We start from the raw sequence: 24825 nt of genomic DNA on the forward strand, positions 1-24825 counted from the left end.
ATCCATGCATTTAAGAGTCGCTTTTAATCTTTTCAACGATCGCTGTAGTCGATAAATTATCGAATAGCGACAGCGCTTTCACCTCACCACCATAGGCCTTTACGATATCTGCGCCGACAACCTGATCGTCACTGTAATCACCGCCTTTTACCAAAATATCTGGCTGAATGACCCTCAGTAACTCTTCGGGAGTATCCTCACTAAAACTCACAACCCAGTCGACGGACTCCAAACCAGCAAGCACCGCCATTCGACGATCAACGGGATTAATAGGCCTACCTTCCCCTTTTAGGCGCTTGACAGAGTCGTCGTCATTAATCGCCACGACTAATCTATCCCCTAATTTTTTCGCCTCTTCTAAATAGCCCACATGGCCAGCATGAATAATATCGAAACATCCATTGGTAAAAACAACTTGCTCTCCTCTCGCTTTCGCGTCTAACAGCGAAATCGATAACTGTTCGCGAGTTACGACGCCCTTCTCAGAACCTGATTCAGCCTGTACGGCACGACGCAACTCGGGGCCACTCACAACAGCAGTTCCTAATTTGCCAACGACTATGCCTGCCGCAAGATTTGCTAAGGCAACGGCTTGGGCATAACTCTCTTTCGCCGCTAGAGCCGCTGCGATAACCGAAATCACTGTGTCCCCCGCACCCGTTACATCAAACACTTCGCGAGCGCGAGCAGGCAAATGCAATTCTGGCTCGCCGGGTACAAGTAATGTCATACCATGCTCACCGCGCGTAATGAGCAACGCCTTAAGCTGAAGGTCAGCAATTAGCTGATTACCCTTTTCAACCAGCACGGCTTCCGTCTCGCAACGACCAACAACTTCTTCAAATTCATGTAGGTTAGGAGTTAAAAGCGTCGCGCCGCGGTATTTTGAAAAATCCGATCCCTTTGGATCAACTAATACTGGCACATTGTATTGATTGGCCAGCGCTATGTATTGCTGAGCCGCCGCCAAGCTGCCTTTATTGTAATCGGACAACACCATTGCACCGACGTTTTGGATTAAAGGCTTCGCCTGCTCGAAAACGCCATCGCAGTCCTCCGCAGAATAAGCGTCTTCAAAATCCATTCGAATTAACTGTTGCTGACGAGAAATAACACGAAGCTTGGTAATGGTGGGATTGATTTCAGAATAATGAAACCTCGCTAAAATATTGGCCGCTTGTAAACGCGCCTGCAACGCTTCCGCCGCTTCATCTTTCCCAACGACACTCACAAGAGATGCTCCTCCACCAAGTGCTGCAATATTTAATGCCACGTTGGCTGCACCACCTGGACGATCTTCTTGCCGCCCAACTTTAACTACTGGCACAGGCGCTTCAGGAGAGATTCGTGAAGTATCACCATACCAATAACGGTCCAACATCACATCGCCAACCACTAGCACTTGTGATTGATCAAAGCGCGGCATGTGTAATCGCATGAATTTTCTCCGACTCGATTCTATACAGTTTAATTAGCGCGATTTTCTTGAAATTGCATCGCGTGAAGGTTGGCATACTCGCCACCTTTTGCCAGCAGCTCTTTATGCGTGCCGACTTCTACGATTCGCCCTTCGTTCATCACGACAATCTTATCAGCGTTCTCTATCGTTGAAAGGCGATGTGCGATAACAAAAGTGGTTCGGTTCGATGTAACTTCGTCTAATGCTTGCTGAATTAATTTCTCAGACTCATTATCCAATGCAGATGTCGCTTCATCTAAAATTAGAACGGGAGCATTTTTTAAGAGGGCTCGAGCAATGGACAATCGCTGACGCTGGCCACCCGATAGACGCGCCCCATCTTCACCGACCAACGTATCATAACCAGCAGGTAACTTTTCAATAAACTCCGCAGCATGAGCGATGCTAGCGGCTCGATAGATATCTTCCTCCGAGCACGAAGCCAATTCACCGTAAGCAATATTGCTTTTTATACTGTCATTAAACAGGACAACGTTTTGAGTGACTAAAGCTAGGTGCTTTCGGAGATTTGCCAGCTGATAATCATTGATATCATGACCATCAAGTAAAATTTCGCCTTCGGTGTAATCATAATAACGGGGTATAAGATTCACCAAGGTTGATTTACCGCTACCAGACCTTCCAACCAAAGCCACCAGCTCACCGGGATTGACTGAGAGGTTAACGTCGATCAACGATGGAGATTCTGAACCGGGGTAAGTGAAAGACAAGTTTCTTATATCAATTCGGCCCGCTACTCGCTCAACGATGTATTGTCCTTTATCAACCTCAGGCTCTTCATCCAATTGATTAAAAATGCTGTGTGCCGCCACCAAACCTCGTTGGATTTTTGTATACACATCGCCGAGCTGTCTCAACGACTTTGGCAACAAACCCACCGCGGTCATATACATAATTAGCTCTGCCGCGCCATCGGGATCAATGATGACCAAGGCAATAAACATCAAAACACCTAAGGCCACTGCCACGATGAATTGATTGACTGCCGCTGCAAGGCTAGATGTAAACGCAATTTTTGTATTTTGTTCCAAGTTGTAGTGACTCGCGTCAGCAAACCGTTCTTTTTCATAACGTTCACCGCTATAAGTACGCATCACTCGGAAGCCACCAATCATTTCACCTGTAATACTAGTAATAACACCCATGGCTGTTTGAACTTTACTGCTGTAGCGACGTAAGTGTTTCCCGGCCACTCCAACCATCAAGCCGATAACGGGTGAGATCGCAACGAAAATCATGGTCAACTGCCAATTGGTATAGAGCAAGAACCCCATCAACCCAACAGCAATCATTCCTTCGCGAATAATAATTTTTAAAGCATCCGTGACCGCTAACGTGACCTGGGAAACATTAAAGGTGATTTTTGAAATTAAGTCACCAGAGTCATAACGATCGAAATATCGTCCAGGCAACTGCGTTAACTTGTTAAACAATTCAGTACGCAACGCGTGCACCACCCGCTGAGCAACAACAGCCAGGGTGTAATTTCCAAGAAAGAGACCAATACCACGTAGAAAATAAATGAAAACGACAAAGACTGGCACCATCATCAAGTCATCTGATAGATCCGGAAGCCAATCCACATCAATTTTGAACTTGTCCGACCATTCAGAAAATGGCTCGTTAAGGTCTTTTTCAACGGCCTCGATTTCTTCAGGTGATTTACCGGCGTTTTCAAGGGCTTTCATCACATAGCCAGTAAACTGCACCAATAACACTTGTGTTGCAGCTAATATCGCAAAACCGAAAATATTCAGTGAAAACAAAAACCAGTGTGGTTTAACATAACCAATCAAGCGCTTATAAACGCCTAGGCCGCCTGATTCTAGCTTGTCATTTACTTGGTATTTAGCCACAAACCTGCTCTATCTTTTTCATACCGCCAACATTTGACGAAAAATTGATTCATATTTTTGCGCCATAACACTCGATGTGTAGTCCGCTAAAACTCGCTGCTGGGCCGCTAATGCTCTTTTCTTACGTTCCTCCACTCCCGATGACAAGAGTTCCTTTAATCCATTAATAATAGAACTTGTACTATTAGGATCGACCAAATAACCAAATTCTTCTGTAGGCACCAGCTCTAGCATTCCGGCTGAATTTGAGGTTAAAACGGGAAGCCCGGCTAGCATGGCTTCCATCAATGCCATTGGCAGCCCCTCTCGAACAGAAGGCATTAAGAAAGCATCAACCTGAGACAACAAAACAGGAATATCACTACGGTGCCCCAATAGGTGGACGTTAGGTATTCCATCCTCTTCTATAATTCGTTCTAACTGTTGTTGCAACGGGCCCTTGCCAGCAATCAATAACTGTGCACCTGAATTATCTTTTACGATTTCAGCAAACGCGTGCAATACACGTACATGATTTTTTACCGGTGCTAAGCGTCCAACCATTAAGAGACGCACAGCATCCTGTGGCATCGTGGGAAGCTCATCCCCTCTCTGATTCGCCCGTGCTTGGTAGCGGTCGACATCAACGCCATTTGGAACCGCAACGATTGCATCTTCACGCAAACCAATATTATTCTTGACGATTGCCGAACGTCCGGACTCTGAGATAGATATCAACGCGTCCAATTTTCGGTATGCAAACCAATTCAGAAGCTGCCGAGACAAGCTGTTTCTCCCGCCGACAATGCCATGCAAAACCCCAGCAGTCTTTGGCTTTCGCTTAGATATTAGTGCGGCCACCACGCCAATTGGAATGGTTCGACGGAACTGACATACCACGAGATCGATCTGCTTTTCGTCAATTAGGTCTGCAAGTCGTTTGACAGTCTGCCAGTTCGACCAATAGACCTTTCTTTTCCTCAACTGACAATAGATTACCTCTGAGGCATTACTATACATCTCATTCTTGCCATCGTCTGATCCAGTTAAATAGCATGTGATTGTGGTAAAATCCTCTGACGGCAAATTAGCCATACTATTCAGCAACGGTGCATTGGACTTGTAGGTTTTAATGAGCTGCAAAACCCGATATGACATATTCCACCATCTGGCAGGCTAGGATTAGGCCGCAAATTATACACGGGTTTAAATAGTGGTGCTGCATACTGACCGTCTATCACCAAATATGGCTCAACACGCTCTAGAGACGCGATATTGACATTCTAAATATGAAAAACAACGAATCTAACGATACCCCTATCGCTACCGACTGGAGCCAGCTCTATCAATATAGGCGAGCGACTCAGAAGCGCTACCCCTCGATTTGGCATGTTCCGCTCCGCAAACGCCATCACCAGGTGGTCCGCCAAGAGACACCGGCTCTTGATTCTCTACTCGAACTGGGGGCCGGCGCAAGAAACCTTCAAGATGAGCTTAAAAAGACCTATAGTGAATTCGACTACAAATCCTTCGATATCGACCGCCAACGCTTCCACGACTTCTACTCCTTAGAGGAAATCAATGGCGAATATCAGGTCGCCTGTATGTTTGAAGTGATTGAACACGTCACACCAACGATTGCTTTAAACACACTGCAAACAGCGTTTCGCCATGTTAAACCCGGTGGGAAAATTTTTGTTACCACCCCAAATATTTATTACCCACCAGAATATTTGCGAGACGCCACCCATATCACCCCTTGGTGTTATGATGAACTAGGCGGAATTGTTCAGATGGCGGGATTTGAGCTAGATAAAATCTACCGCTTGCACCAAGACCCACTGCTCACCAAAATACTACGTCGCTACTTAACGCGCCCACTTTTTCAGCTATTGGGTTTAGACTTCGCGAAACAAATTATTGCTGTAGGCAAAAAACCAGCATGAAGGGATCGATACTCTTTCTATCCAAACGTGAAGATGCTGCCTCCACGCGCTACCGCATTTTTCAATACAAAGAGGCGCTCGAAAGCAAAGGCTGGCAGTGCGAATATCGCCCAACTAACAAGCTCACTTGGCGCCAACATCTCGCCTTATTACGTGAAGCCAAGCAACACGATATCGTCTTCATTCAACGCAAGCTATTCAACGGCTTAAGTCTCTGCCTACTGAAATACTACAATCCATGTATCGTGTTTGACTATGACGACGCTATTTTCCTAAACGATAATGGCACACCCTCAAAGCGACGCCTGAAGCGGTTCCAGCAGATCACCGCAAATTCACGAGCAGTTTTCGCTGGCAATCAATATCTTGCCGGTTATTCAAAATGTATTAACACATTACGCCTTCCAACTACCATTCGTTTTGCTGACTACGAACAAGTCAGCTCTCCCAAGCCAGCATCTCATCGATTAGTCCTAGTTTGGATTGGCAGTAGCGCCACAAAAAAATACTTAGAAGCTCATCGGGACACCTTCGAAGCTATTGGCAAACAATACCCCAACCTTACCTTAAGGATAATTAGCGACTTCACCTTGAACTTCGAGCATTTAAACGTGGAGTGTGTCCCATGGTCTAAAGAAAAAGAGCTCGAAGCCCTTTATACAGCCGACATTGGTGTCGCACCAATGCTCAACGACCCGTGGACCCTAGGAAAGTGCGGTTTAAAAGTCATTCAATATATGGCAAGCGGACTACCGGTAATTTCCGACAATGTTGGCGCAAACAGTGAAATTATTCTCAATAACGAAACGGGCATATTGGCAAACACCAGCGATGACTGGCTCGCTGCGATTGCGACGTTAGAAGATGAAAAGACGCGTATTAAAATGGGCGAAAACGGAAGAGCACGCGCAAAAATTGAGTATGCGATGGAAAGCCAGGTTGAGAGACTCGATCAAGCACTTGAAGCATTATTAGATTAGCAACGTTGTTACCCTAATCGAGACTCATACAAAAAGTCACACTGTGATACATCAACACTCTTCCCGTATTTATTTTTGTGGCGAAGAGAAAGCGCTCGAAGCCATCGTAGAGTGTATTTTCTAAATGCAGAGATCTCTGTTTTCGTATACCCGTGAGTCGCACTCAGCCAAAATTGTGCTAATACGTCAACTCCACATTGCGCCTCTAACGCATTCAAAATAAATCGAGCAATATCACGGGATTTTTTCGGTTGCGGATTAAAAACCGGCTTGGAAACGCCTTCTAAATCAATGAAGCTAACGCCGGACATGCTATCGCCCGCTTCTCGGTCGAACACAACATTGCCAAACTTTAAATCGCCATGAACCCAACCCGACCTATGTAGCTGATTTACCCGCTGACCAATGGCCGAAAACAACGAACCCCACTCAGCCTGAACAAGGTCATCGCTCTTTAATCCCCTCAAATCAACACCTTTCACCACGCGATAAACACACTCGCCGAGTTTTTTTGAACGATCTGAACTCACAGCTATAAGAGGAGCGACAGGGACGGAAACCTCTTGATAGAAGCGCCTTAATTTTCGTGATCGCAGCCAAAACCGTAATTGACTGGCACTGCCCGGCAACATGAAATGCTTAACAATCACGTCGCCACAACTGTTGGAAAAAGCGCGGTACACGGTGGTCCGCGCATCATTTTTCTGAGGTCGCCAATTTTCAGCGCTGCCCAGATTTTTAGCGGACCATAAACTCACTGTAACATCTCTACGAGTTTGTCTACTTGGCTTTGATATTGACCAGGATCGAGCAAGGCATAACCTCCTTTCGCTTTCCCTCGTAGACGCTGCTGAGTGAGCACGCTAACTTTCATCACCATTTTTTTCAAATCAATCGCTTCACCACGCTCCATCGCATATGCACGCATAAATCGCAAGCGACAGCTTGCGGATAGATCTTCCGGCCACACCATATTTAGTTGAACAAGGTTTTTAATTTGCAATCGATTGCTCAGCACCTGAAAGCCATCTTTATTACGCTCGTTATCAATAAACCCAAAATTTGCCACTGGCTTTAGATCAACCAGTATATTATTGGGGCGCAAATCGCCATGATAAATACCTGCGTTATGCAACCGAGCCACTTCACGACCTAACGCGCTCATCAGTTGCCACTTCCAACGCAACAGCGATCTAGGGATCTCTCGACCGCGCAGATAAGTCGCCAACAAATAGCCCAAACCAATACCAGGCAGCCCCTCTGTTGCCACCCAACCATGCCGATTAACTGTGCCGCTTGCAACAACGCGGGGAGCAGAAAACTGACTGTCCACCAGCCTGCGGTTATGGCGAATAAATTGATTTGATCTCGAAAAATAAGGGAACACCATCGCGCGCAACGTATCACGAATTTTGAAATTGATAAATATCTTACAGTACACATTCAATGAGGAACTGTAGAACACTCTAGCCTGCTCCGAGCTCACAACTCGTTGCCAGCCAATCACATCGCCCGACATTAAAAGTCGGCCAACCAGTGTACTCCAATCGCCTTGTTGCAACTGCGCCGAATCACTCACGCAACCACCTACCAAAACTGAGGCGCGGCGCGCTTAAAATCACGACGATAAAGCCTTTCCGCCCGAATTTGAATTGCTTTCAGCAACCGAGTCTCTTCTGCCAAAACGGTGCGAAGCGGGCGGTCAAAGTATCGACGCATAAAACGCAAAATATCGCGCTTGGTTAGACCAATATCCATGGCGGAGAAGTAAATACTAGCTACATCTTTTACTAGCCAGCGAAAAGGCACTTTGTTTCTTATCTGCGCACGGTGCAAATCAACCAGATGTAAAATCGGATTTCTTAGGTCTTTGCCTTCCTGCTTTAATAAAAAGTGACAGATATAAAGATCACGATGATTAATACCGGCCTGATGAATTTGTCGAGCAATATCGGCGACTGCATGAATCAAGTGAAAGCGCTCAGTAAATACCGGAGGCTGCTGGGGCCAAGTTTCTGCATACTTGGCAAGAGACAATACCCCAGTTAATTCTCGTGTGATTAAAAATGATTCTTGTGAAGCAGGGTTAACCCCTCTCTCTCCAAAGGCAACAGGAGTTAACGTGTGAATATTAAGTTGATGAAGACAGTTAATTGCCTCCCACTCATTGCGCGCACCGATAACAGGCTTTTTCAGTTGGGACAAATTTTTTAAATACTCTCCCCAGCCGATTCCAGAATGATGTTTCACATAATAAACCGCATCGCCGAACTCAAAGCGCTGTGTTTTTCTGCCCTCTTTGTGCCTTACGACCTCGCCTGATATTTTTGCAACTTCATCAAATGCGTCTTTGTCTCCCCAGGCCTGAGCAAAGGGCTCGAATAGAACAATATCCATCAACCCTCCTTGCCCTTCGCAAACTGCGTTAGTAGTTTCGCCACTTGTTGCGGCCGGGAGTATATTTCTTCTCTTTGCGCAAATAATTTTCCGCGCTCACGCCACACTTGATCATCCTCTGCCAATACATCCTCAACCGCCTGTAGGTAATCACTGGGTGAAAAATCTTTTGCCAGCACCACCCCCATTTCAGCATCATCAATGAAGTGAGCGTAGCCACAGACCTCTGTCGCGATCACAGGCCGCCCTGCTATCATTGCTTCCAGCAAAACATTACCGGTGTTTTCTCGGTGAGCGGGATGCAGAACAACATCAGCAATTTGAAGCAACTGCGGAATATCATCTCTACCCCCTAAAAACCTCACGCTATCATTCACGCCCAGCCGCTTAGCCTGTAGAACAAAAGAGGCTTCTTTATCTTGGCCTGCAACCAACAAAATCGCTTCTCTATCTTGATGTTGCGGGGATTCAGCCCACTGAGCTAGCAACTCAATCGACCGTTCCAAGCCTTTAGTCTTGAAGCCAGATCCAATCGCCAAAAAAATTAATGTCGAATCATCTATACCCAGCTCTTGCCTTTTTCGCTTTTGGGCATCGAGATCACTTTGCCAAACTCGACGATTTGGGTTGATGCCTGGATTCAGCGTATGAAAACGATCATCGGGCGTGCGGTAATGTTTTTGAAACTGCCTACGCTCATTGGCAGAGACCTCCAGAACCTGTGTCTTGCTGTCACAAGAGAACACCGCAGCCTCATATTCAAGATATATTTTGCTGCGGAGCGTTTGACGGTAAAACCAACTGCGATCTTCGAAAGCTTTGGTCGCAAAACAAGAATCTCCAGCATAATAGGCGTCTAGAGCAGGAAACTTATTAAAACCCACAACCAAGTCATATTGATTTGCATTAACGACTTGTTGAAAGGCTCGCGAGAAATTTTTCATTTGCGCCGCATTGCGAAAGCCCGAAACAGGCAAGATCTTAACCGTTAGGTAATTCGGTTGTTCACCTTGCCACTGACTGCACAGCACATCCACTTGATCGCCTTGGCTTGCACAAGCTTTGGCAATAGCCAACATATTGCGTTGCATACCACCAAAGGAAAAATATTTAAAAACAACGAAAGCTAATTTCATTGTACGCGCTTAAATACCTTGGTATCACTGTGCGACAACACGTGATCCTGCAATGTCTTATATACCAGCTCAGCGGGAACCAGCTCAAAAGGTTTGTCGCTATTAAATTCTTGGGCATCCAGGCTCTTCGCACACAGGTGTGTTTGGTTTTCGCCATAGGCGCCAATAAGCTCCACATCTGTGGGCCCATATAGTGACAAGGTTGGTACATTTAACGCAGCACATAAATGTCCCAATCCCGTATCAACAGCGACCACACCGCTAGCTTTCGCAAGCACGCAGGCCACACCATGAATATTTAACCTGGGCAACACTTCCACTCCGTCGATGTGTTCAGCAATGCGTTTTGCCCGCTCTTTTTCAAGCTCGTTACCCCACGGCAAGCGAATGGAGTAACCATCGGCGATTAATTTTTTTGCTAACGTGCGCCATTGATCCTCGGGGTATAATTTTTCATCTCGCGCCGTTGCATGCAGGAAGACTACGTTGGCAGACTGCTGAGCGGCGCCCAAAAACTGCTGCCGATTCAATCCGTAGTCACCGCGATTTTGTGGAACGTCGTACCCCAACACCTGAGCAAATAATTGTCGAATTCGTTCAACGGCGTGCAACTCGGTACTCACGCTATATTTTTTGTGATAGAACCAACTGGCCATCGATTCTCGGGCCGACAATTTATCGTAACCAGCGACAGGGGCTTTCACTAACTTGGCGACCCAGGCACTTTTCAACAAACCCTGACAGTCAATCACAAGATCATAGTGTTGACGACGCAACTGATTTTTAAACTGCCGCCACTCGGTAGAGCCTAGTGTTTTTAAGATTGATTTTCGCCAGCGCCGAATAGCGACAGGAATAACATTGTCGACAGCCGGGTGCCAACTTGGAATTTCCGCAAAGCCTTCTTCTACAACCCAATCAAACACAATATCGGGTTTATGGCGTTTCGCATCGGTCAGCGCGGGCATTGCGTGAATAACATCGCCCATTGATGAAGTTTTTACGACTAAAACGCGCATCCAACTAACCTTCTATTTCTACAACATGCTGGCTAACAGCGTGCAAACTCTTCAACACCTGTTGCGGCTGAAGCTCTTGCAGGCATTTCAAATGTCCCTTTGGACATTCACGTTTAAAACATGGACCACAGTCTACCGGGATCGATTCCGTTATCACTCGCTCACCCAACGGTGGAGTAAATTCGGGCGAAGTTGAGCCATAAACTGCTACCAAGGGTTTTTGCAGCGCAGCCGCAATATGCATTAAACCTGAGTCATTGGCGACAACCGCATCAGCACGGGATAGCAAGTCAATCGCCTCGGCCAAGCTCGTTGCGCCTGCGAGGACGTGTGCTGATGTCTGCATATCTTGCGGCAAAAACCCTTTAATTTTTTCAGCAACAGCACGATCTTTCTCGGACCCCATTATCCAAACCTGCCAACCTTCTGATATTTTAGTCTGTGCAACAGCAGAGTAATGCGACTCAGGCCACTGCTTAGCAGGACCAAACTCAGCCCCAGGACACAAGGCTAGTACGGGTTTATCGAGATTTAATTCAAAATGTTCGAGCAACTTAGGAATCAATACATCGTGCGCAACCAATTTAGGCAGCGGCAACGGGTCAGGCAATGACGCCGCATTCGGCAACCCTAAGGCAACATAGCGCTGAACCATCAAAGGGTAGCGACGTTTATTCAGTAAGCGTATGTCATTCAACAACCCAAAACGCATTTCACCTCGCCAACCTATGCGTTTTGGTATGTTCGCAAAAAACGGGATCAACGCAGACTTCCAGGAATTCGGCAGCACAATACATTCTTGGTATTGGCCACGCAGGCCGCGGCCAATTTTTTTGCGCTCTGACCACATAAATTTGCCGTGGCCAATCGGCATATCCAGGCTTCCACGTATTTCAGGCATACGCTCCAGCAATGGACGTGTCCACGCAGGCGCAATGACATCAATCTCGCGATCCGGCTTTTGCTGTTTGAGCAATACAAATAAGGCTTGCGCCATAACCATATCACCCACCCAAGAAGGGCCGATAATCAACATCTTTGGATTATCATTGATTAGGTCATCAGTCTCGGAGGGGGAATTGTCTGTCATAAAACCTAAATGAAGTGTTGTTGTGGAAAGCGATTGACTGCTCGCCGAAAACCGTGATCTTGGAGAAGGGTTTTGAAACCCCGTAAATAACAAAGCCGCCTATGTTAGGCGGCTTATTAACTCATTACTATTTCGCAACCGGATCAAGCCAATGCGAATATTGGTCAAGACCACCTCGAATCAAATTAAAATATTGTGACTGCAACACCTCGGTAATTGGGCCACGACGACCTTCGCCGATTCGACGCCCATCCAACTCACAAATCGGTAATACCTCGGCTGCAGTACCCGTGAAAAATGCTTCATCAGCAACGTAAACTTCGTCGCGCGTGATACGCTTTTCGATAAGCTTATAGCCGTTATCTTCGATCAGTTTGATCACTGTATTTCGTGTAATGCCATCCAGGCAAGAGGTCAACTCAGGCGTATAAACGACTCCGTCGCGAACGATAAACACATTTTCGCCACTACCTTCTGCCACGTAGCCTTCTGGATCAAGCAGCAACGCTTCTTCACATCCGCTATCTAACGCTTCACGCAACGCCAACATCGAATTGATGTAATGTCCGTTGGCCTTCGCCTTACACATAGAAATATTCACGTGATGACGGGTGTAGCTTGAAGTGCGCACCTTAATGCCTTGCTCTTTAGCCTCTTCGCTCATGTAACTGGGCCATTCCCACGCCGCAACGATGACGTGAGTTTGCAAATTATCTGCACGCAAACCCATGCCTTCAGAACCCAAGAAAGCCATAGGCCGGAGATAACCTTCGGTTAATTTATTTTCTCTCACGACGAGTTTTTGCGCTTCGTTAAGTGTTTCTTTGTCGAAGGGCATATTCATCATCATGATATGTGCGGAACGAAAAAGACGGTCAGTATGCTCTTTTAGGCGAAAAATACAGGTACCATGCTTTCCGGCATCATAGGCACGCACACCTTCAAAAACACCCATACCATAATGCAACGTGTGGGTGAGAACGTGGGTTTTGGCATCGCGCCAGTCCACCAGTTCGCCATCCATCCAGATGACGCCGTCACGATCAGCAAAGCTCATGTAATGCTCTCTTTATCATTTCTAAAATTGAATTAGTTCAGCTCGTCGCGAATCTCAGCATCACCGAACAGTGATTCCCAGATAGCCAATACTGCCTTTCTCTCCGCGACAAAGTGATCACCATCGACTACATTAGGCTGACCTTGTAGCGCTAAACGATGCACAGCTGACCGGTAGGTTTTATAGGCTTCGATGAGTTGTGTCCCGTGTTCAGCAGACACTAACCGAGCTTCTTCAAGCGCGCCGAGAATGCGAATATTGTCAGTAAACTCAGTCAGCGCAGGGTGTTGATGCGCCCAAGCTAAAACCGCGTATTGAACCATAAATTCAATATCGACGATACCACCGGGACCGTGCTTAAGATGGAATTTGTCGGCCTGATCGCTTGGTGTAGCCGCTAACTGTTTTCGCATCTTTTCGCGCATAGAAACGACTTTGGATTTCAACTCCGCAATGTCCCGAGTTTCGCACAAGATGGCGTGGCGCAGTGCCCGAAACCTCTCTTTCACTTCGGCATTACCTGCGACAACCCGGGCCCGCAGCAGTGCTTGATGCTCCCACACCCAAGCATTGTGGCGCTGATACTTCTCAAACGCCGAAAGAGAACTGACTAGCAACCCCGAGTTGCCTGATGGACGCAACCGCATATCCACCTCATAAAGCTGGCCCGAGATGGTTCGCGTATTGAGGATATGAATAATCTTTTGCCCCAGACGGGTAAAGAAGGTGGCATTATCGATTTCCTTGGGGCCATCCGTCGTGAGCATTGGGTCTGCATCGTGAACGAAGACTAAATCCAGATCTGAGCCATGGCCCAGCTCGATGCCCCCCAGCTTGCCATAGGCGAGGATGACGAAGTCCTTCGGGTCAACCTCTTGGGAACCTGGTCGGGACAGTTCGCTCACAGCCTTACTCGGCTGGCCATAGCGACTCACCATTTGCTGCCACGCCAGTTCTAGCACATGCCTTAAAACCACTTCGGCCAAATTTGATAAGTAATCACTTACTTTCATCAAAGGCAGTACCCCTACTACCTCACACGCCGCCACACGCAAGCCATGAGACAGACGAAAATGGCGTAGCGTTTCCATATGAGACTCAAGGTCATGCCAACTAAGGCGCAGCACCTGACGGCGCAATTCATCCTGCAACACCGCCATATCGGGCGGCGAATAGAGCACTCTGACATCCAGCAACTCATCTAAGAGTGCCGGATACTTTGCCAGCTGATTAGCAATCCACGGACTCGCCGCACATAACGTAGTCAGCTGGCGGCGAGCCGAGGGATTTTCAAGCAATAAAACAATATACGCACTGCGTCGCGCCACCGCTTCCAACACCAGGCAGATGCGTTTCAGAGTTTCGTCTGGATGCTCCACACCGCAAAGGTCTTCGAGCAAAACCGGCATTAACGAGTCGAGCCGCTCGCGCGCGGCAGCCTGCATACTCAACACAGGTCGAGATTCTCGCAGCGCATTCAGCGTAACGACCACAGACTCCGCTTCGAGCATGCCTTGAGTGGCAAGAAAGTTCACCGAGGCATTATCATCCAATGAATGACGCCAGATCAGCGACCATTCCGGGGCCAATTGAGGCGCATGTTCATCAGACTTCTCTTCTGCAATTACCTGCTGGAACTGTTGGTGGATCAATTCTCTATGACGATCCAAATCGTTGAAAAATGCATCGACATCGTCAAAGCCCATTAACCAAGCTAGTCGAAATTGATCAATGTCATCAACCGGTAATTGCTGGGTTTGCCGATCCTGAAAGGCTTGTATTACGTGCTCAGTATTGCGTAAAAATACATAAGCGTCTGACAGTTGCTGATCCATCCCAACCGGCAAGCAGCCATCCTCTACCAATAAAGGTAATACGCTTTGTAAGCGACGCTCCTGCAAGTGAGTATCGCGACCACCACGAATTAATTGAAACACCTGCACGATAAATTCAACTTCCCGAATACCACCTGCACCTAACTTGATGTTTTCCTTTAGGCCTTTACGAGCGACTTCTTTATTGATTAACGCCTTCATCGAACGCATTGCATCAATCGCTGAATAGTCTAAATATTTTCGATACGTAAACGGCAACAACATTGACGATAATTGATTCGCATACTCCTTTCCGGCACGGCAGGTCACGTCGTTAACCGGTTCGTTAGCCAGTTGTTGCAGTAAGGCATCATCGGTCATCGCCACCACGCGTGCCTTGATCATCGCGAAGCGCTCCCATTCGCGTCCTTGCGTTTGGTAATAATTTTCTAAAAAATCGAAATTCGTCGCCAATGGTCCGCTTTGCCCCCAAGGGCGTAGGCGCATATCCACGCGAAACACGAAACCATTTGCATCCAGTACATCGAGCGACTTAATCACTCGCTGCCCCAGGCGAATAAAAAACTCTTGATTCGTCAGTAACTTTTGTCGCTGTGGCACCGTGCTTACGGTTTCTCCCGCTTCGGGAAACGCAAAGATAAGATCAATATCTGACGATAAATTGAGTTCAAACGCACCCAGCTTGCCCATCCCCAACACCAGAAAAGGTTGCACTTCACCCTTTTTACTTACTGGCAGGCCATGCTGTTTCACCAAAGCTCTATAATGAAAATCAGCTGCGGTAGAAATCGCGGCGTTAGCAAACCACGATAATTCATTAGTCGTTTGCTCCATTGAGTTCATTCGGTTCAAATCGCGCCAGATAGTGCGCAGCATGAATTGTCGACGAGCAGCCCGAAGTGCTTTATCAAGCGCCACATCACTGTCAGCATTTTCGGTAAACATTTTTAGAAAAGCTTGCACGCTGCTATACGTCGAAACCACTTCTAAAGGTAAAACTTTGCAGAAGAGAAGATCACGTAAGCTGTGAGGTTTAGACAAGCAAGTGCTAGAGAAAAACTCGCTACCTACCACACACCGTGATAATTGACGCCGGCGTGTTTGCGATAATCCATCAGTAACCGATTGACGCACCTCCTCATTCTCAACAGACCGCCATTGAGACTCAAATTGCTCTAACTGAGAATGAAAAACAGATGGAATAGAGTCAGAAACCAACATATAAACGACACCCTACTATGAACGAGTGCTGACTAAAAAGAGGGGAATGCACCGAGCTACGCAGTCATTCAGAACAAGAAAGGGCTTGTCGAGTGCAATAGTTTTTGCACAACAAGCCCTATGCGACAGCATATTTAATTATAGTTGTTAGCGGCAGGTGCCACGCGCATGACTTCTTCAATCGTCGTTTGGCCAGCCGCCACTTTCTGTGCACCCGCTAATCGAAGTGTTCGCATACCTTCTTTCATCGCTTGTTTACGCAACGCGTTCAGCTCGCACTCTTCACTGATCAGCTCTTTTAACGGCTCGCTCAGTGGCATCATTTCATATAACCCGACACGGCCCATGTAACCAGTATTACGGCACTCCAAGCAGCCTACAGGCTTATAAATAGTTTCCGGTCCAGGCGCTTTCCACGGTCGCACTAGTTGATTCCATGCGCTTTGATCAAGCGCTACTTCTTCTTTGCAGTGAGGGCACAACGTTCGCACCAAACGCTGCGCAACAATGCCTAGCAGTGTCGATTTAATTAAGTAATGTGGGACACCTAAATCGAGCAAGCGCATGAGCGATGTAGGCGCATCATTAGTATGCAACGTGGATAACACTAGATGTCCTGTCAACGCCGCCTGAATTGCCATTTGCGCAGTTTCAAGATCGCGAATCTCACCCACCATAATAATATCGGGATCTTGACGCATTAGCGTGCGAACACCGGCTGCAAAATCTAACCCTATGTTTGGTTGCACCTGAGTTTGGTTGAAGGACTCTTCAACCATCTCGATCGGGTCTTCGATCGTACTGACGTTTACTTCCGAGGTGGCAAGCTGCTTCAAAGTGGAATACAGCGTTGTTGTTTTACCTGAACCCGTTGGCCCAGTTACCAAGACAATACCGTTGGGACGTGTCACCATATTTTGCCAACGCGCGTAGTCTTCGCCTGTCACACCAAGCTCCGCAAATGTTCGCAACAACACATCAGGATCAAAAATCCGCATCACTAACTTTTCGCCAAATGCAGTCGGTAGCGTTGATAAACGCAGCTCCACTTCGCTGCCATTTGCGCGTTTAGTTTTAATACGCCCATCTTGAGGCTTGCGTTTTTCCGCAACGTTCATACGCCCCAAAATTTTAATGCGGCTCGTCACCGCGTTATTGACCGTAGCGGGAAGCTCATAAACTTGATGCAAGACACCATCTATGCGAAAGCGGACACGTCCCACATCCCGACGCGGCTCCAGATGAATATCACTGGCACGCTGATCGAACGCGTATTGCAATAACCAGTCAACAATATTAACGATATGCTGATCGTTTGCTTCAGGGTCGCCACTCGTACCCAATTCCAACAATTGCTCAAAGTTGGTGACATTCGACGCTTGCTGCAAGCCAGAGGCACCACTGACCGAGCGCGATAAGGTATAGAACTCGACCATGTAACGCTCAAGGTCCGCGGGGTTCGCAACGACGCGCTTCACTTGACGACGAGCGGTGTGCTCCAGCTGTGGAATCCAGGCAGTAACAAACGGCTGCGAGACGGCAATGGTTACCTCATCGCTATTGGCGGCAATACACAGAATGCCATGACGCTTCGCGAACGCGTAAGACATGACGTCGGTGACAGCAGCCACCTTAACTTTCAGGGGGTCGATATGGGCTAGCGGCAAGCCTGATTTCTCGGCAAACCACTGGGAAAGCGTTTCAATATCTAAATGCTTGGTGGGGCGAGTCTGATCGGCAATTTGCTCGCTAGCGACGTACACCAATGGGTGCATGGCGGCTTGCTCTCGCGTACGCGTCGCACCTGCCAGCAGGTTCGCGTCTTCGTTGCTCATTAGCCCGTCAGACACCAGATCATTCAACAGACTTCGCAGATCGACAACTCTATCTGCGGCCACCGTTTCACTCATAATTCACCTTGCCATAATTGAGCAGCGCCGAACCCACCCTATGAAGACTCACAACCTCTTACCAGTCGAGATCGCATGCATCTTCATTGTAGCTTGTCCTGACCGCAAGCTGTATAACCCTCAGTGGGGTGCGACATTCACTCAATGGTGAAAAGAGCACAAATTGGGGGCGCGATACTGAAACAATTTTGTCATAATCCGCACCGCAATATCGACGCCTACAACACAATTCAGACGTAACACCACAGGAACTGAAGACATGGCCATTAACAACCCGCTTTCGAGCCTTTTTGGCAAGTCACCGATAAAGCCAATGCAAGACCATATGACCGTAGCCTGCGGCGCAGCCAGTGAGCTGGTAGGGTTCTTTGCCGCGGTGATTGCCGACGACTGGGACACGGCCGCTGACATTCAGCAGCAGATTGCAGCGCAAGAGAACCAAGCAGACGACCTAAAAAAGAATCTTCGTCTCCACCTGCCAAAGAGCCTTTTCCTCCCCGTCCCCCGATCAGACTTGCTAGAAATCCTGTCGATGCAAGATGCCATTGCAAACACCGCCCGCGATATCGCAGGCATCATGCTGGGCCGCAAAATGGCAATTCCCGCCGCTGTACAGCCATTAATGGTGGAATTTGTACAATCAGCTGTGGACGCTTCCGCTCAAGCACTGAAAGCCATCAATGAGCTAGACGAGCTGTTAGAAGCCGGGTTTGCGGGGAGAGAAATCACTATCGTTGAGCAACTCATCGAAGAGCTAGACGCCTGTGAGCATCGTGCTGACAAGGTCGAGATAGACATTCGCGCCGCATTGTTTGCCGTCGAAGACGACCTACCACCAGTCAAAGTGATGTTTCTGTACCGCGTCATCGAATCAATTGGCGATTTATCCAACTGCGCCCAAAAAGTAGGTAGCCGCCTACAACTATTGCTCGCCAGATAACACATAACTACAGATATTTTTATTGGGAGAAGTCAGCATGTCCATTCTTGCAGAGTACGGTACGCTACTCTTAGTACTCGCATGCCTATTTGGCGTTTTTATGGCTTGGGGTGTTGGTGCAAACGATGTCGCCAATGCCATGGGCACCTCGGTCGGCTCAAAAGCATTGACCATCAAACAAGCGATTTTTATCGCGATGATTTTTGAGTTTCTCGGCGCCTACCTCGCCGGGGGAGAAGTAACTTCCACCATTCGCAAGGGCATCATCGACCCGGCCTTATTGGAAGGCCAACCCGAGCTCTTGGTCTACGGAATGATTTCTGCGCTTTTGGCCGCTGCGACCTGGTTATTAGTCGCCAGTATTTGGGGCTGGCCGGTGTCCACCACACATTCAATTGTGGGTGCTATCGTCGGTTTTGCTGCAGTCGGAATTTCTGTGGACGCGGTCTCCTGGGGAAAGGTTGGCAGCATCGCTGCTAGCTGGGTTGTGTCCCCGATACTCGCAGGTTCTATTTCCTTCGCGCTATTTAAAAGCGTGCAGAGCCTTATTCTCAACACGGCTACCCCTTTTGCAAACGGTAAAAAATACATTCCCGTCTACATGTTTGGTGTAGGCTTTCTCATCGCCATGGTCACCATCCTCAAAGGCTTGAAACACGTCTTTAAGGATTCGGGCATTAAATTAAGCTTCTGGGAAGCCACAGGCTACTCGATCATCGTCGGCCTAATCATCGCGATTGTTGGCGTGGTTTTGCTGAGCCGGATTCGCGAGGAAGACTACTCTACTGAGCAGAACCGATTTGGTGGTGTTGAAAAAATCTTCGCGATCTTAATGATCTTTACCGCCTGCGCCATGGCTTTTGCCCATGGCTCCAATGATGTTGCCAACGCCGTAGGCCCGCTTGCAGCGGTTTATAGTGTGATATCTACCGGTGTCGTTGGCGCTAAAGCGATGATGCCTAGCTGGATTCTGCTATTAGGCGGATTAGGCATTGTTATCGGTTTAGCAACTTACGGCTTTAAAGTCATTGCCACGGTTGGTAAAAAAATTACCGAGCTCACACCGAGCCGAGGCTTCGCTGCTGAACTCGGTGCCGCAGGAACTGTGGTTCTGGCTTCAGGAACAGGGCTACCAGTATCAACCACACATACCTTGGTTGGCGCCATTTTGGGGGTCGGTCTTGCTCGTGGTATTGGAGCACTAAACTTGCGCGTTATCGGTACCATATTTTTATCCTGGATCATCACGCTCCCTGTTGGGGCCACACTATCGATCCTATTCTTCTTTATTTTTAAGACAGCACTGTCCTAACACTCTTACTCTTGTTCTTTCCTAGCATTTACGATGCTCGGTGATCCAATCATTCTCGGAGTCAGTACACATAAACTCGTGCGCTTGCTCCGAGAAGATGGGATACACTGTCAGCTATGAATTCGATTGCTCTCTATACTCAACGATTGGCACAACTTGTAGCCAAGCCTTCTGTTTCCTCTGTCTCTCCAACATGGGACATGGGAAACCGTGACGTGATTGATCTCTTGGCGGGCTGGTTATACGACCTTGGCTTTGCCGTCGATATTCAAGGTATTCCGGGCAAACCCAATAAAGCGAACTTAATTGCTACCCGCGGCTCCGGTCCTGGCGGCTTGGTGTTATCAGGGCATACTGACACTGTGCCCTACGATGAAAACCGCTGGCAACAAGACCCTTTTTCACTTAAAGAACAGGGCGGCAAACTATTTGGGCTTGGCGCTACCGACATGAAGGGGTTTTTTCCCGCTGTACTCGCCGCCTGCGATGAATTTGCCAACACGTCCTTCGAGCAACCGCTCATCGTTTTAGCTACCGCTGACGAAGAAAGCTCCATGTCAGGTGCAAGATTATTAGCCGACACCGGGCTACCCAAAGCCCGCTATGCGGTCATTGGAGAGCCAACCGGCTTAAAACCCATCTACATGCATAAAGGCATTATGATGGAAGCGATCCGGATTCAAGGTTTAGCGGGACACTCCTCTAATCCCAGCCTGGGGTTCAATGCGCTCGAAGCAATGCAAATGGTAATGACAGAGCTTTTGGCTTTTCGACGTGACATGCAGGAAAAGTATCGCAACCCTGGTTTTGAGGTGGATGTTCCAACCCTTAACCTCGGCCACATTCACGGCGGCGACAACCCAAACCGCATCTGCGGACACTGTGAATTGCATTTCGATCTTCGACCACTACCAGGCATGGATATCGATTCGCTTAGGGCTGAGGTTACTCGGCGAATTTTACCCATTGAACAAACGACCGGGACGTCGATCAGCGTTGAACCACTTTTTGAGAGTGTTCCCCCATTCCAGGAGTCACACGATTCTCCGTTGCTTCAATCTCTGGAAAAACTGAGCGGTTATGCAGCAGAAAGCGTTGCCTTTGCTACCGAGGCGCCTTTTTTAAAATCTTTGGGGATGCAAACTATGGTGTTTGGCCCAGGTTCTATTGACCAAGCGCACCAACCCAACGAGTTTATCGATCTGCAGCAAATCGAACCGGCGATCTTTATGTTGAAGCAATTAGTTCAGCAGTTTTGTGTGCAGAAACAACCGCTGATTCATTCCCTCCGTTGATACGCTTGTGTTCACGCACACCTTCTAGGAGGTTGCAGTTTGACTATATACCGGCGTTGGGTGTTAACTATCGTTTTCTCCACAATACGACCAACTAAAGTGATTGGCAGTGAATAACGAATCGTCTTTTATTCAATGGTTTCGCAACGCGTCTCCTTATATCAACGCACACAGAGGCAAAACCTTTGTGTTGATGCTGCCTGGGCAGTGTTTTGAAAGTGATAAATTTCACCACTTAGTCAGTGACATTGCATTACTCAACAGCTTGGGTATTCGTTTAGTCATTGTGCACGGCGCACGACCACAAATAGATGAACAGCTTGCCCACTCAAACATCACCTCGAGTTTTCACAATGGTGTTCGTATTACCGAAAGCGCTCATATTGCTGATGTGTGCGAAGCGGTTGGCTCGCTCCGCTTTTCAATCGAGGCCGCATTGTCGGCGGGGCTGCCAAATTCCCCCATGCAGGGAGCCCACATTAAAGTTATCAGCGGTAATTTTGTTACGGCCAAACCCGCTGGGGTAATCGACGGCGTTGATTATCATCACACGGGGAAAGTGCGTCGAATTGATAGCTACGCAATTAACCACACTCTTGAAAAAGGTGCCGTGGTATTGGTATCTAACCTTGGTTTTTCTCTGACCGGAGAGGTGTTCAATCTTAGCTACACTGAGGTTGCCACACGAATAGCGAGCGCGTTAAATGCCGATAAGCTGATTGCATTCAGCGATACGCTAGGCATCACCGAACAGGGTGGAGACTTACGCCGGGAACTCAGTTTGATCGACTGCCGAGAAGCAATAGATAACACACACGATGGCGACATATGTAAAACCAGTTTACAAGCCTGTTATGAAGCGTGTAGCCAAGGAGTACCTCGGGCGCACATTATCAGCTATCTTGAGGATGGCTCGCTGCTGTCTGAACTATTCAGCCGTGACGGTTCCGGCACCATGGTATACAACGACCATTACGAAACCCTGCGAGACGCGACGATCGAAGACGTAGGTGGAATACTCGAGCTATTGGAACCACTCGAGGCACAAGGCACACTCGTACGCCGCTCTCGAGAATTACTTGAAAACGAGATTTCGCAATTTAAAGTGGTCGAAAAGGACGGCACCATTATCGCCTGCGCCGCCCTGTACCCCTTCGATGGGGATATGGCAGAGATCGCCTGCGTCGCCACGCGCAGCGACTACCGCAATCAAGGGCGCGGTCGAGTTCTACTCAAGCAAATCGAAAGTCAGGCAAAAAAAGCGAACATCAAGACACTGTTTATCTTGACCACACAAACTGCTCACTGGTTCATGGAAAATGGCTTTGTCGAAGGCTCTCCCTCGCAACTACCTCAAGACAAGCAGCAACTTTACAACTATCAGCGACGTTCGAAAGTATTCGTCAAAGCTATAGGCTAAATAGCTCAGCTTTCTTTGGGGCCACTTAGCAATCAGGGGTCGTTCTGGTATTCTTAGCGCCCCTTTTTATTTGTCCGTTATCGAGGTCGACATGCCCCAGTATCGCTCTAGAACATCCACAGCCGGACGCAACATGGCTGGCGCTCGCGCACTCTGGCGAGCCACCGGAATGAAAGACGACGATTTCCATAAACCTATTATTGCAATCGCGAATTCCTTTACGCAATTCGTACCCGGGCACGTCCATCTTAAAGACCTTGGGCAACTAGTCGCTCGTGAAATCGAGAAAGCCGGTGGGGTTGCCAAAGAGTTCAACACCATCGCCGTCGACGACGGTATCGCCATGGGGCATGATGGCATGCTGTACAGCTTGCCCTCCCGTGACATCATTGCCGACTCTGTCGAGTACATGGTCAACGCGCATTGTGCTGATGCGCTCGTTTGTATATCTAACTGCGATAAGATCACCCCCGGAATGCTTAACGCCGCCATGCGTTTAAACATCCCAACGATTTTTGTTTCAGGCGGCCCCATGGAAGCCGGCAAAACCAAATTAGCAGACCACGGTTTGGACCTTATCGACGCCATGGTAATAGCGGCAGACGAATCAGTATCAGATGAAACCGTTGCCGAATATGAGCGCTCAGCATGCCCTACCTGCGGCTCTTGCTCCGGCATGTTTACAGCGAACTCAATGAACTGCTTAACGGAAGCACTTGGGCTATCGTTGCCGGGCAATGGCTCAACCCTAGCGACTCATGCAGACAGGAAAGAGCTGTTTTTGGAAGCGGGGCGACGCATTGTGGCGAACGCTAAACGCTATTACGAACAAGAAGATGAGTCAGTCCTTCCACGCACGGTTGCTAGCTTTAAAGCTTTCGAAAACGCAATGTCACTCGACATCGCGATGGGCGGCTCTACGAATACCATTTTGCATTTGCTCGCAGCAGCGCAAGAAGGCGATATTCCTTTCACGCTGACTGACATCGATCGATTATCGAAGTCAGTTCCCCAGTTGTGCAAAGTTGCGCCCAGCACTCAAAAATACCACATGGAAGATGTCCATCGAGCCGGTGGTGTGTACGGCATTCTTGGCGAACTCAATCGCGGTAATTTATTACACTCTGAGCTGCCTACAGTTCACAGCTCTACTTTCCAAGAAGCTTTGGATCACTGGGATGTCGCGGTAACTAACAGCGATGATGTGAAGAAATTCTATACCGCCGGTCCAGCCGGAATTCCAACGCAAGAAGCGTTCAGCCAATCAACGCGTTGGCCAAGCTTGGATGTAGACCGCGAACATGGTTGTATCCGCTCGTTCGACAACGCTTACACCAAAGAGGGCGGGCTAGCTGTTTTACGCGGTAATATCGCAGAAGACGGCTGTGTCGTTAAAACTGCAGGTGTAGATGAAAGTATTTGGGTGTTTGAAGGCCCGGCTCACGTAGTCGAGAGCCAAGACGAAGCGGTTGCAAACATCCTTGATGACAAAGTGAAATCCGGTGATATTGTTGTCGTTCGCTATGAGGGCCCCAAAGGCGGCCCCGGTATGCAGGAGATGCTCTATCCAACCAGCTACATTAAATCCAAAGGCCTCGGAAAAGAATGTGCGCTATTAACGGATGGGCGCTTCTCTGGAGGCACATCAGGCTTATCGATAGGCCACGTATCGCCTGAAGCAGCAGCGGGTGGAGCAATAGGTTTGATTCAAACCGGTGACCGCATTCGTATCGATATCCCAAACCGCTCCATCGATGTATTACTCAGCGATGAGGAATTGGCTCAACGCAGAGCAGAAATGGAGCAAAAAGGCGTTAAAGCTTGGAAACCCGAACACCCACGGACTCGCAAAGTCAGTGCGGCATTAAAAGCGTATGCGATGTTGGCTACCAGCGCAGACTTGGGCGCAGTGCGGGACCTTTCAAAGCTCGACTAGTTACTTATATTTTGAG

At 48.2% G+C, this 24825-nt stretch carries 19 protein-coding genes; 7 read left to right on the forward strand and 12 right to left on the reverse strand.

The window, feature by feature from the left end; all coding sequences use genetic code 11:
* Positions 1 to 10 precede the first annotated feature (10 nt).
* The 3 genes from hldE to ACZ5NB_RS18145 are packed head-to-tail and all read right to left on the reverse strand — an operon-like array spanning position 11 to position 4473.
* A complete protein-coding gene (gene hldE / locus ACZ5NB_RS18135) occupies positions 11 to 1438 on the reverse strand; it encodes a bifunctional D-glycero-beta-D-manno-heptose-7-phosphate kinase/D-glycero-beta-D-manno-heptose 1-phosphate adenylyltransferase HldE (protein WP_460234124.1) in 1428 nt (475 codons plus the stop codon).
* A gap of 29 nt (positions 1439 to 1467) precedes the next feature.
* Positions 1468 to 3336, reverse strand: coding sequence for a lipid A export permease/ATP-binding protein MsbA (msbA, locus tag ACZ5NB_RS18140; protein ID WP_460234125.1), 1869 nt, complete (start codon positions 3334 to 3336; stop codon positions 1468 to 1470).
* Positions 3337 to 3354: 18 nt separating this feature from the next.
* Positions 3355 to 4473, reverse strand: a complete 1119-nt coding sequence (locus ACZ5NB_RS18145; RefSeq protein ID WP_460234126.1) for a glycosyltransferase family 4 protein — start codon at positions 4471 to 4473, stop codon at positions 3355 to 3357.
* Between the two features lie 131 nt (positions 4474 to 4604).
* On the opposite strand from ACZ5NB_RS18145, the gene ACZ5NB_RS18150 reads away from it, so the two are divergent.
* Positions 4605 to 5261 (forward strand): class I SAM-dependent methyltransferase, encoded by a 657-nt coding sequence (locus ACZ5NB_RS18150; protein ID WP_460234127.1) that lies wholly within the window; start codon positions 4605 to 4607, stop codon positions 5259 to 5261.
* Positions 5258 to 6241, forward strand: coding sequence for a glycosyltransferase family 4 protein (locus ACZ5NB_RS18155; protein WP_460234128.1), 984 nt, complete (start codon positions 5258 to 5260; stop codon positions 6239 to 6241). The genes ACZ5NB_RS18150 and ACZ5NB_RS18155 overlap by 4 nt, the downstream gene beginning before the upstream one ends.
* A gap of 8 nt (positions 6242 to 6249) precedes the next feature.
* Here ACZ5NB_RS18155 and ACZ5NB_RS18160 read toward each other — a convergent pair whose 3' ends face one another.
* The 9 genes from ACZ5NB_RS18160 to tfpB form a co-directional block, all read right to left on the reverse strand.
* Positions 6250 to 6999: a lipopolysaccharide kinase InaA family protein gene (locus ACZ5NB_RS18160; RefSeq protein WP_460234129.1), complete on the reverse strand. Its 750-nt coding sequence runs from the start codon at positions 6997 to 6999 to the stop codon at positions 6250 to 6252.
* Entirely contained in the window at positions 6996 to 7820 is an 825-nt protein-coding gene (locus ACZ5NB_RS18165) for a lipopolysaccharide kinase InaA family protein (protein ID WP_460234130.1), read from the reverse strand. The genes ACZ5NB_RS18160 and ACZ5NB_RS18165 overlap by 4 nt, the downstream gene beginning before the upstream one ends.
* A gap of 8 nt (positions 7821 to 7828) precedes the next feature.
* Entirely contained in the window at positions 7829 to 8638 is an 810-nt protein-coding gene (gene rfaP, locus ACZ5NB_RS18170) for a lipopolysaccharide core heptose(I) kinase RfaP (protein ID WP_460234131.1), read from the reverse strand.
* Positions 8638 to 9774, reverse strand: a complete 1137-nt coding sequence (locus ACZ5NB_RS18175; RefSeq protein WP_460234133.1) for a glycosyltransferase family 4 protein — start codon at positions 9772 to 9774, stop codon at positions 8638 to 8640. Before ACZ5NB_RS18175 ends, rfaP begins: the two co-directional genes overlap by 1 nt.
* Positions 9771 to 10793 carry a lipopolysaccharide heptosyltransferase I gene (gene waaC / locus ACZ5NB_RS18180; protein ID WP_460234134.1) on the reverse strand — a complete coding sequence of 341 codons (1023 nt, stop codon included), beginning with the start codon at positions 10791 to 10793 and terminating at the stop codon, positions 9771 to 9773. Before waaC ends, ACZ5NB_RS18175 begins: the two co-directional genes overlap by 4 nt.
* A 4-nt stretch (positions 10794 to 10797) precedes the next feature.
* Positions 10798 to 11883, reverse strand: a complete 1086-nt coding sequence (gene waaF, locus ACZ5NB_RS18185; protein ID WP_460234135.1) for a lipopolysaccharide heptosyltransferase II — start codon at positions 11881 to 11883, stop codon at positions 10798 to 10800.
* A gap of 127 nt (positions 11884 to 12010) precedes the next feature.
* Positions 12011 to 12940: a branched-chain amino acid transaminase gene (locus ACZ5NB_RS18190; protein WP_460234136.1), complete on the reverse strand. Its 930-nt coding sequence runs from the start codon at positions 12938 to 12940 to the stop codon at positions 12011 to 12013.
* A gap of 32 nt (positions 12941 to 12972) precedes the next feature.
* Positions 12973 to 15996: a bifunctional [glutamate--ammonia ligase]-adenylyl-L-tyrosine phosphorylase/[glutamate--ammonia-ligase] adenylyltransferase gene (gene glnE, locus ACZ5NB_RS18195; protein WP_460234137.1), complete on the reverse strand. Its 3024-nt coding sequence runs from the start codon at positions 15994 to 15996 to the stop codon at positions 12973 to 12975.
* A 134-nt stretch (positions 15997 to 16130) separates the two neighbouring features.
* Positions 16131 to 17906, reverse strand: coding sequence for a type IV pilus assembly ATPase TfpB (gene tfpB, locus ACZ5NB_RS18200; protein WP_460234138.1), 1776 nt, complete (start codon positions 17904 to 17906; stop codon positions 16131 to 16133).
* A gap of 259 nt (positions 17907 to 18165) precedes the next feature.
* Between tfpB and ACZ5NB_RS18205 the strand changes: the two genes are divergently transcribed.
* The 5 genes from ACZ5NB_RS18205 to ilvD all read left to right on the forward strand — a co-directional run bounded on the left by ACZ5NB_RS18205 (position 18166) and on the right by ilvD (position 24809).
* On the forward strand, positions 18166 to 18846 hold the full coding sequence (locus ACZ5NB_RS18205; protein WP_460234139.1) for a TIGR00153 family protein: 681 nt from the start codon (positions 18166 to 18168) through the stop codon (positions 18844 to 18846).
* Positions 18847 to 18883: 37 nt separating this feature from the next.
* Positions 18884 to 20158: an inorganic phosphate transporter gene (locus ACZ5NB_RS18210; RefSeq protein ID WP_460234141.1), complete on the forward strand. Its 1275-nt coding sequence runs from the start codon at positions 18884 to 18886 to the stop codon at positions 20156 to 20158.
* A gap of 116 nt (positions 20159 to 20274) precedes the next feature.
* Positions 20275 to 21453, forward strand: a complete 1179-nt coding sequence (argE, locus tag ACZ5NB_RS18215) for an acetylornithine deacetylase (protein ID WP_460234142.1) — start codon at positions 20275 to 20277, stop codon at positions 21451 to 21453.
* Positions 21454 to 21562: 109 nt separating this feature from the next.
* Complete coding sequence (gene argA, locus ACZ5NB_RS18220; protein ID WP_460234143.1) at positions 21563 to 22873, forward strand: amino-acid N-acetyltransferase; 1311 nt, start codon at positions 21563 to 21565, stop codon at positions 22871 to 22873.
* Positions 22874 to 22964: 91 nt separating this feature from the next.
* On the forward strand, positions 22965 to 24809 hold the full coding sequence (gene ilvD, locus ACZ5NB_RS18225; RefSeq protein WP_460234145.1) for a dihydroxy-acid dehydratase: 1845 nt from the start codon (positions 22965 to 22967) through the stop codon (positions 24807 to 24809).
* Positions 24810 to 24825 lie beyond the last annotated feature (16 nt).

The sequence above is a fragment of the Aurantivibrio plasticivorans genome (assembly GCF_055392955.1).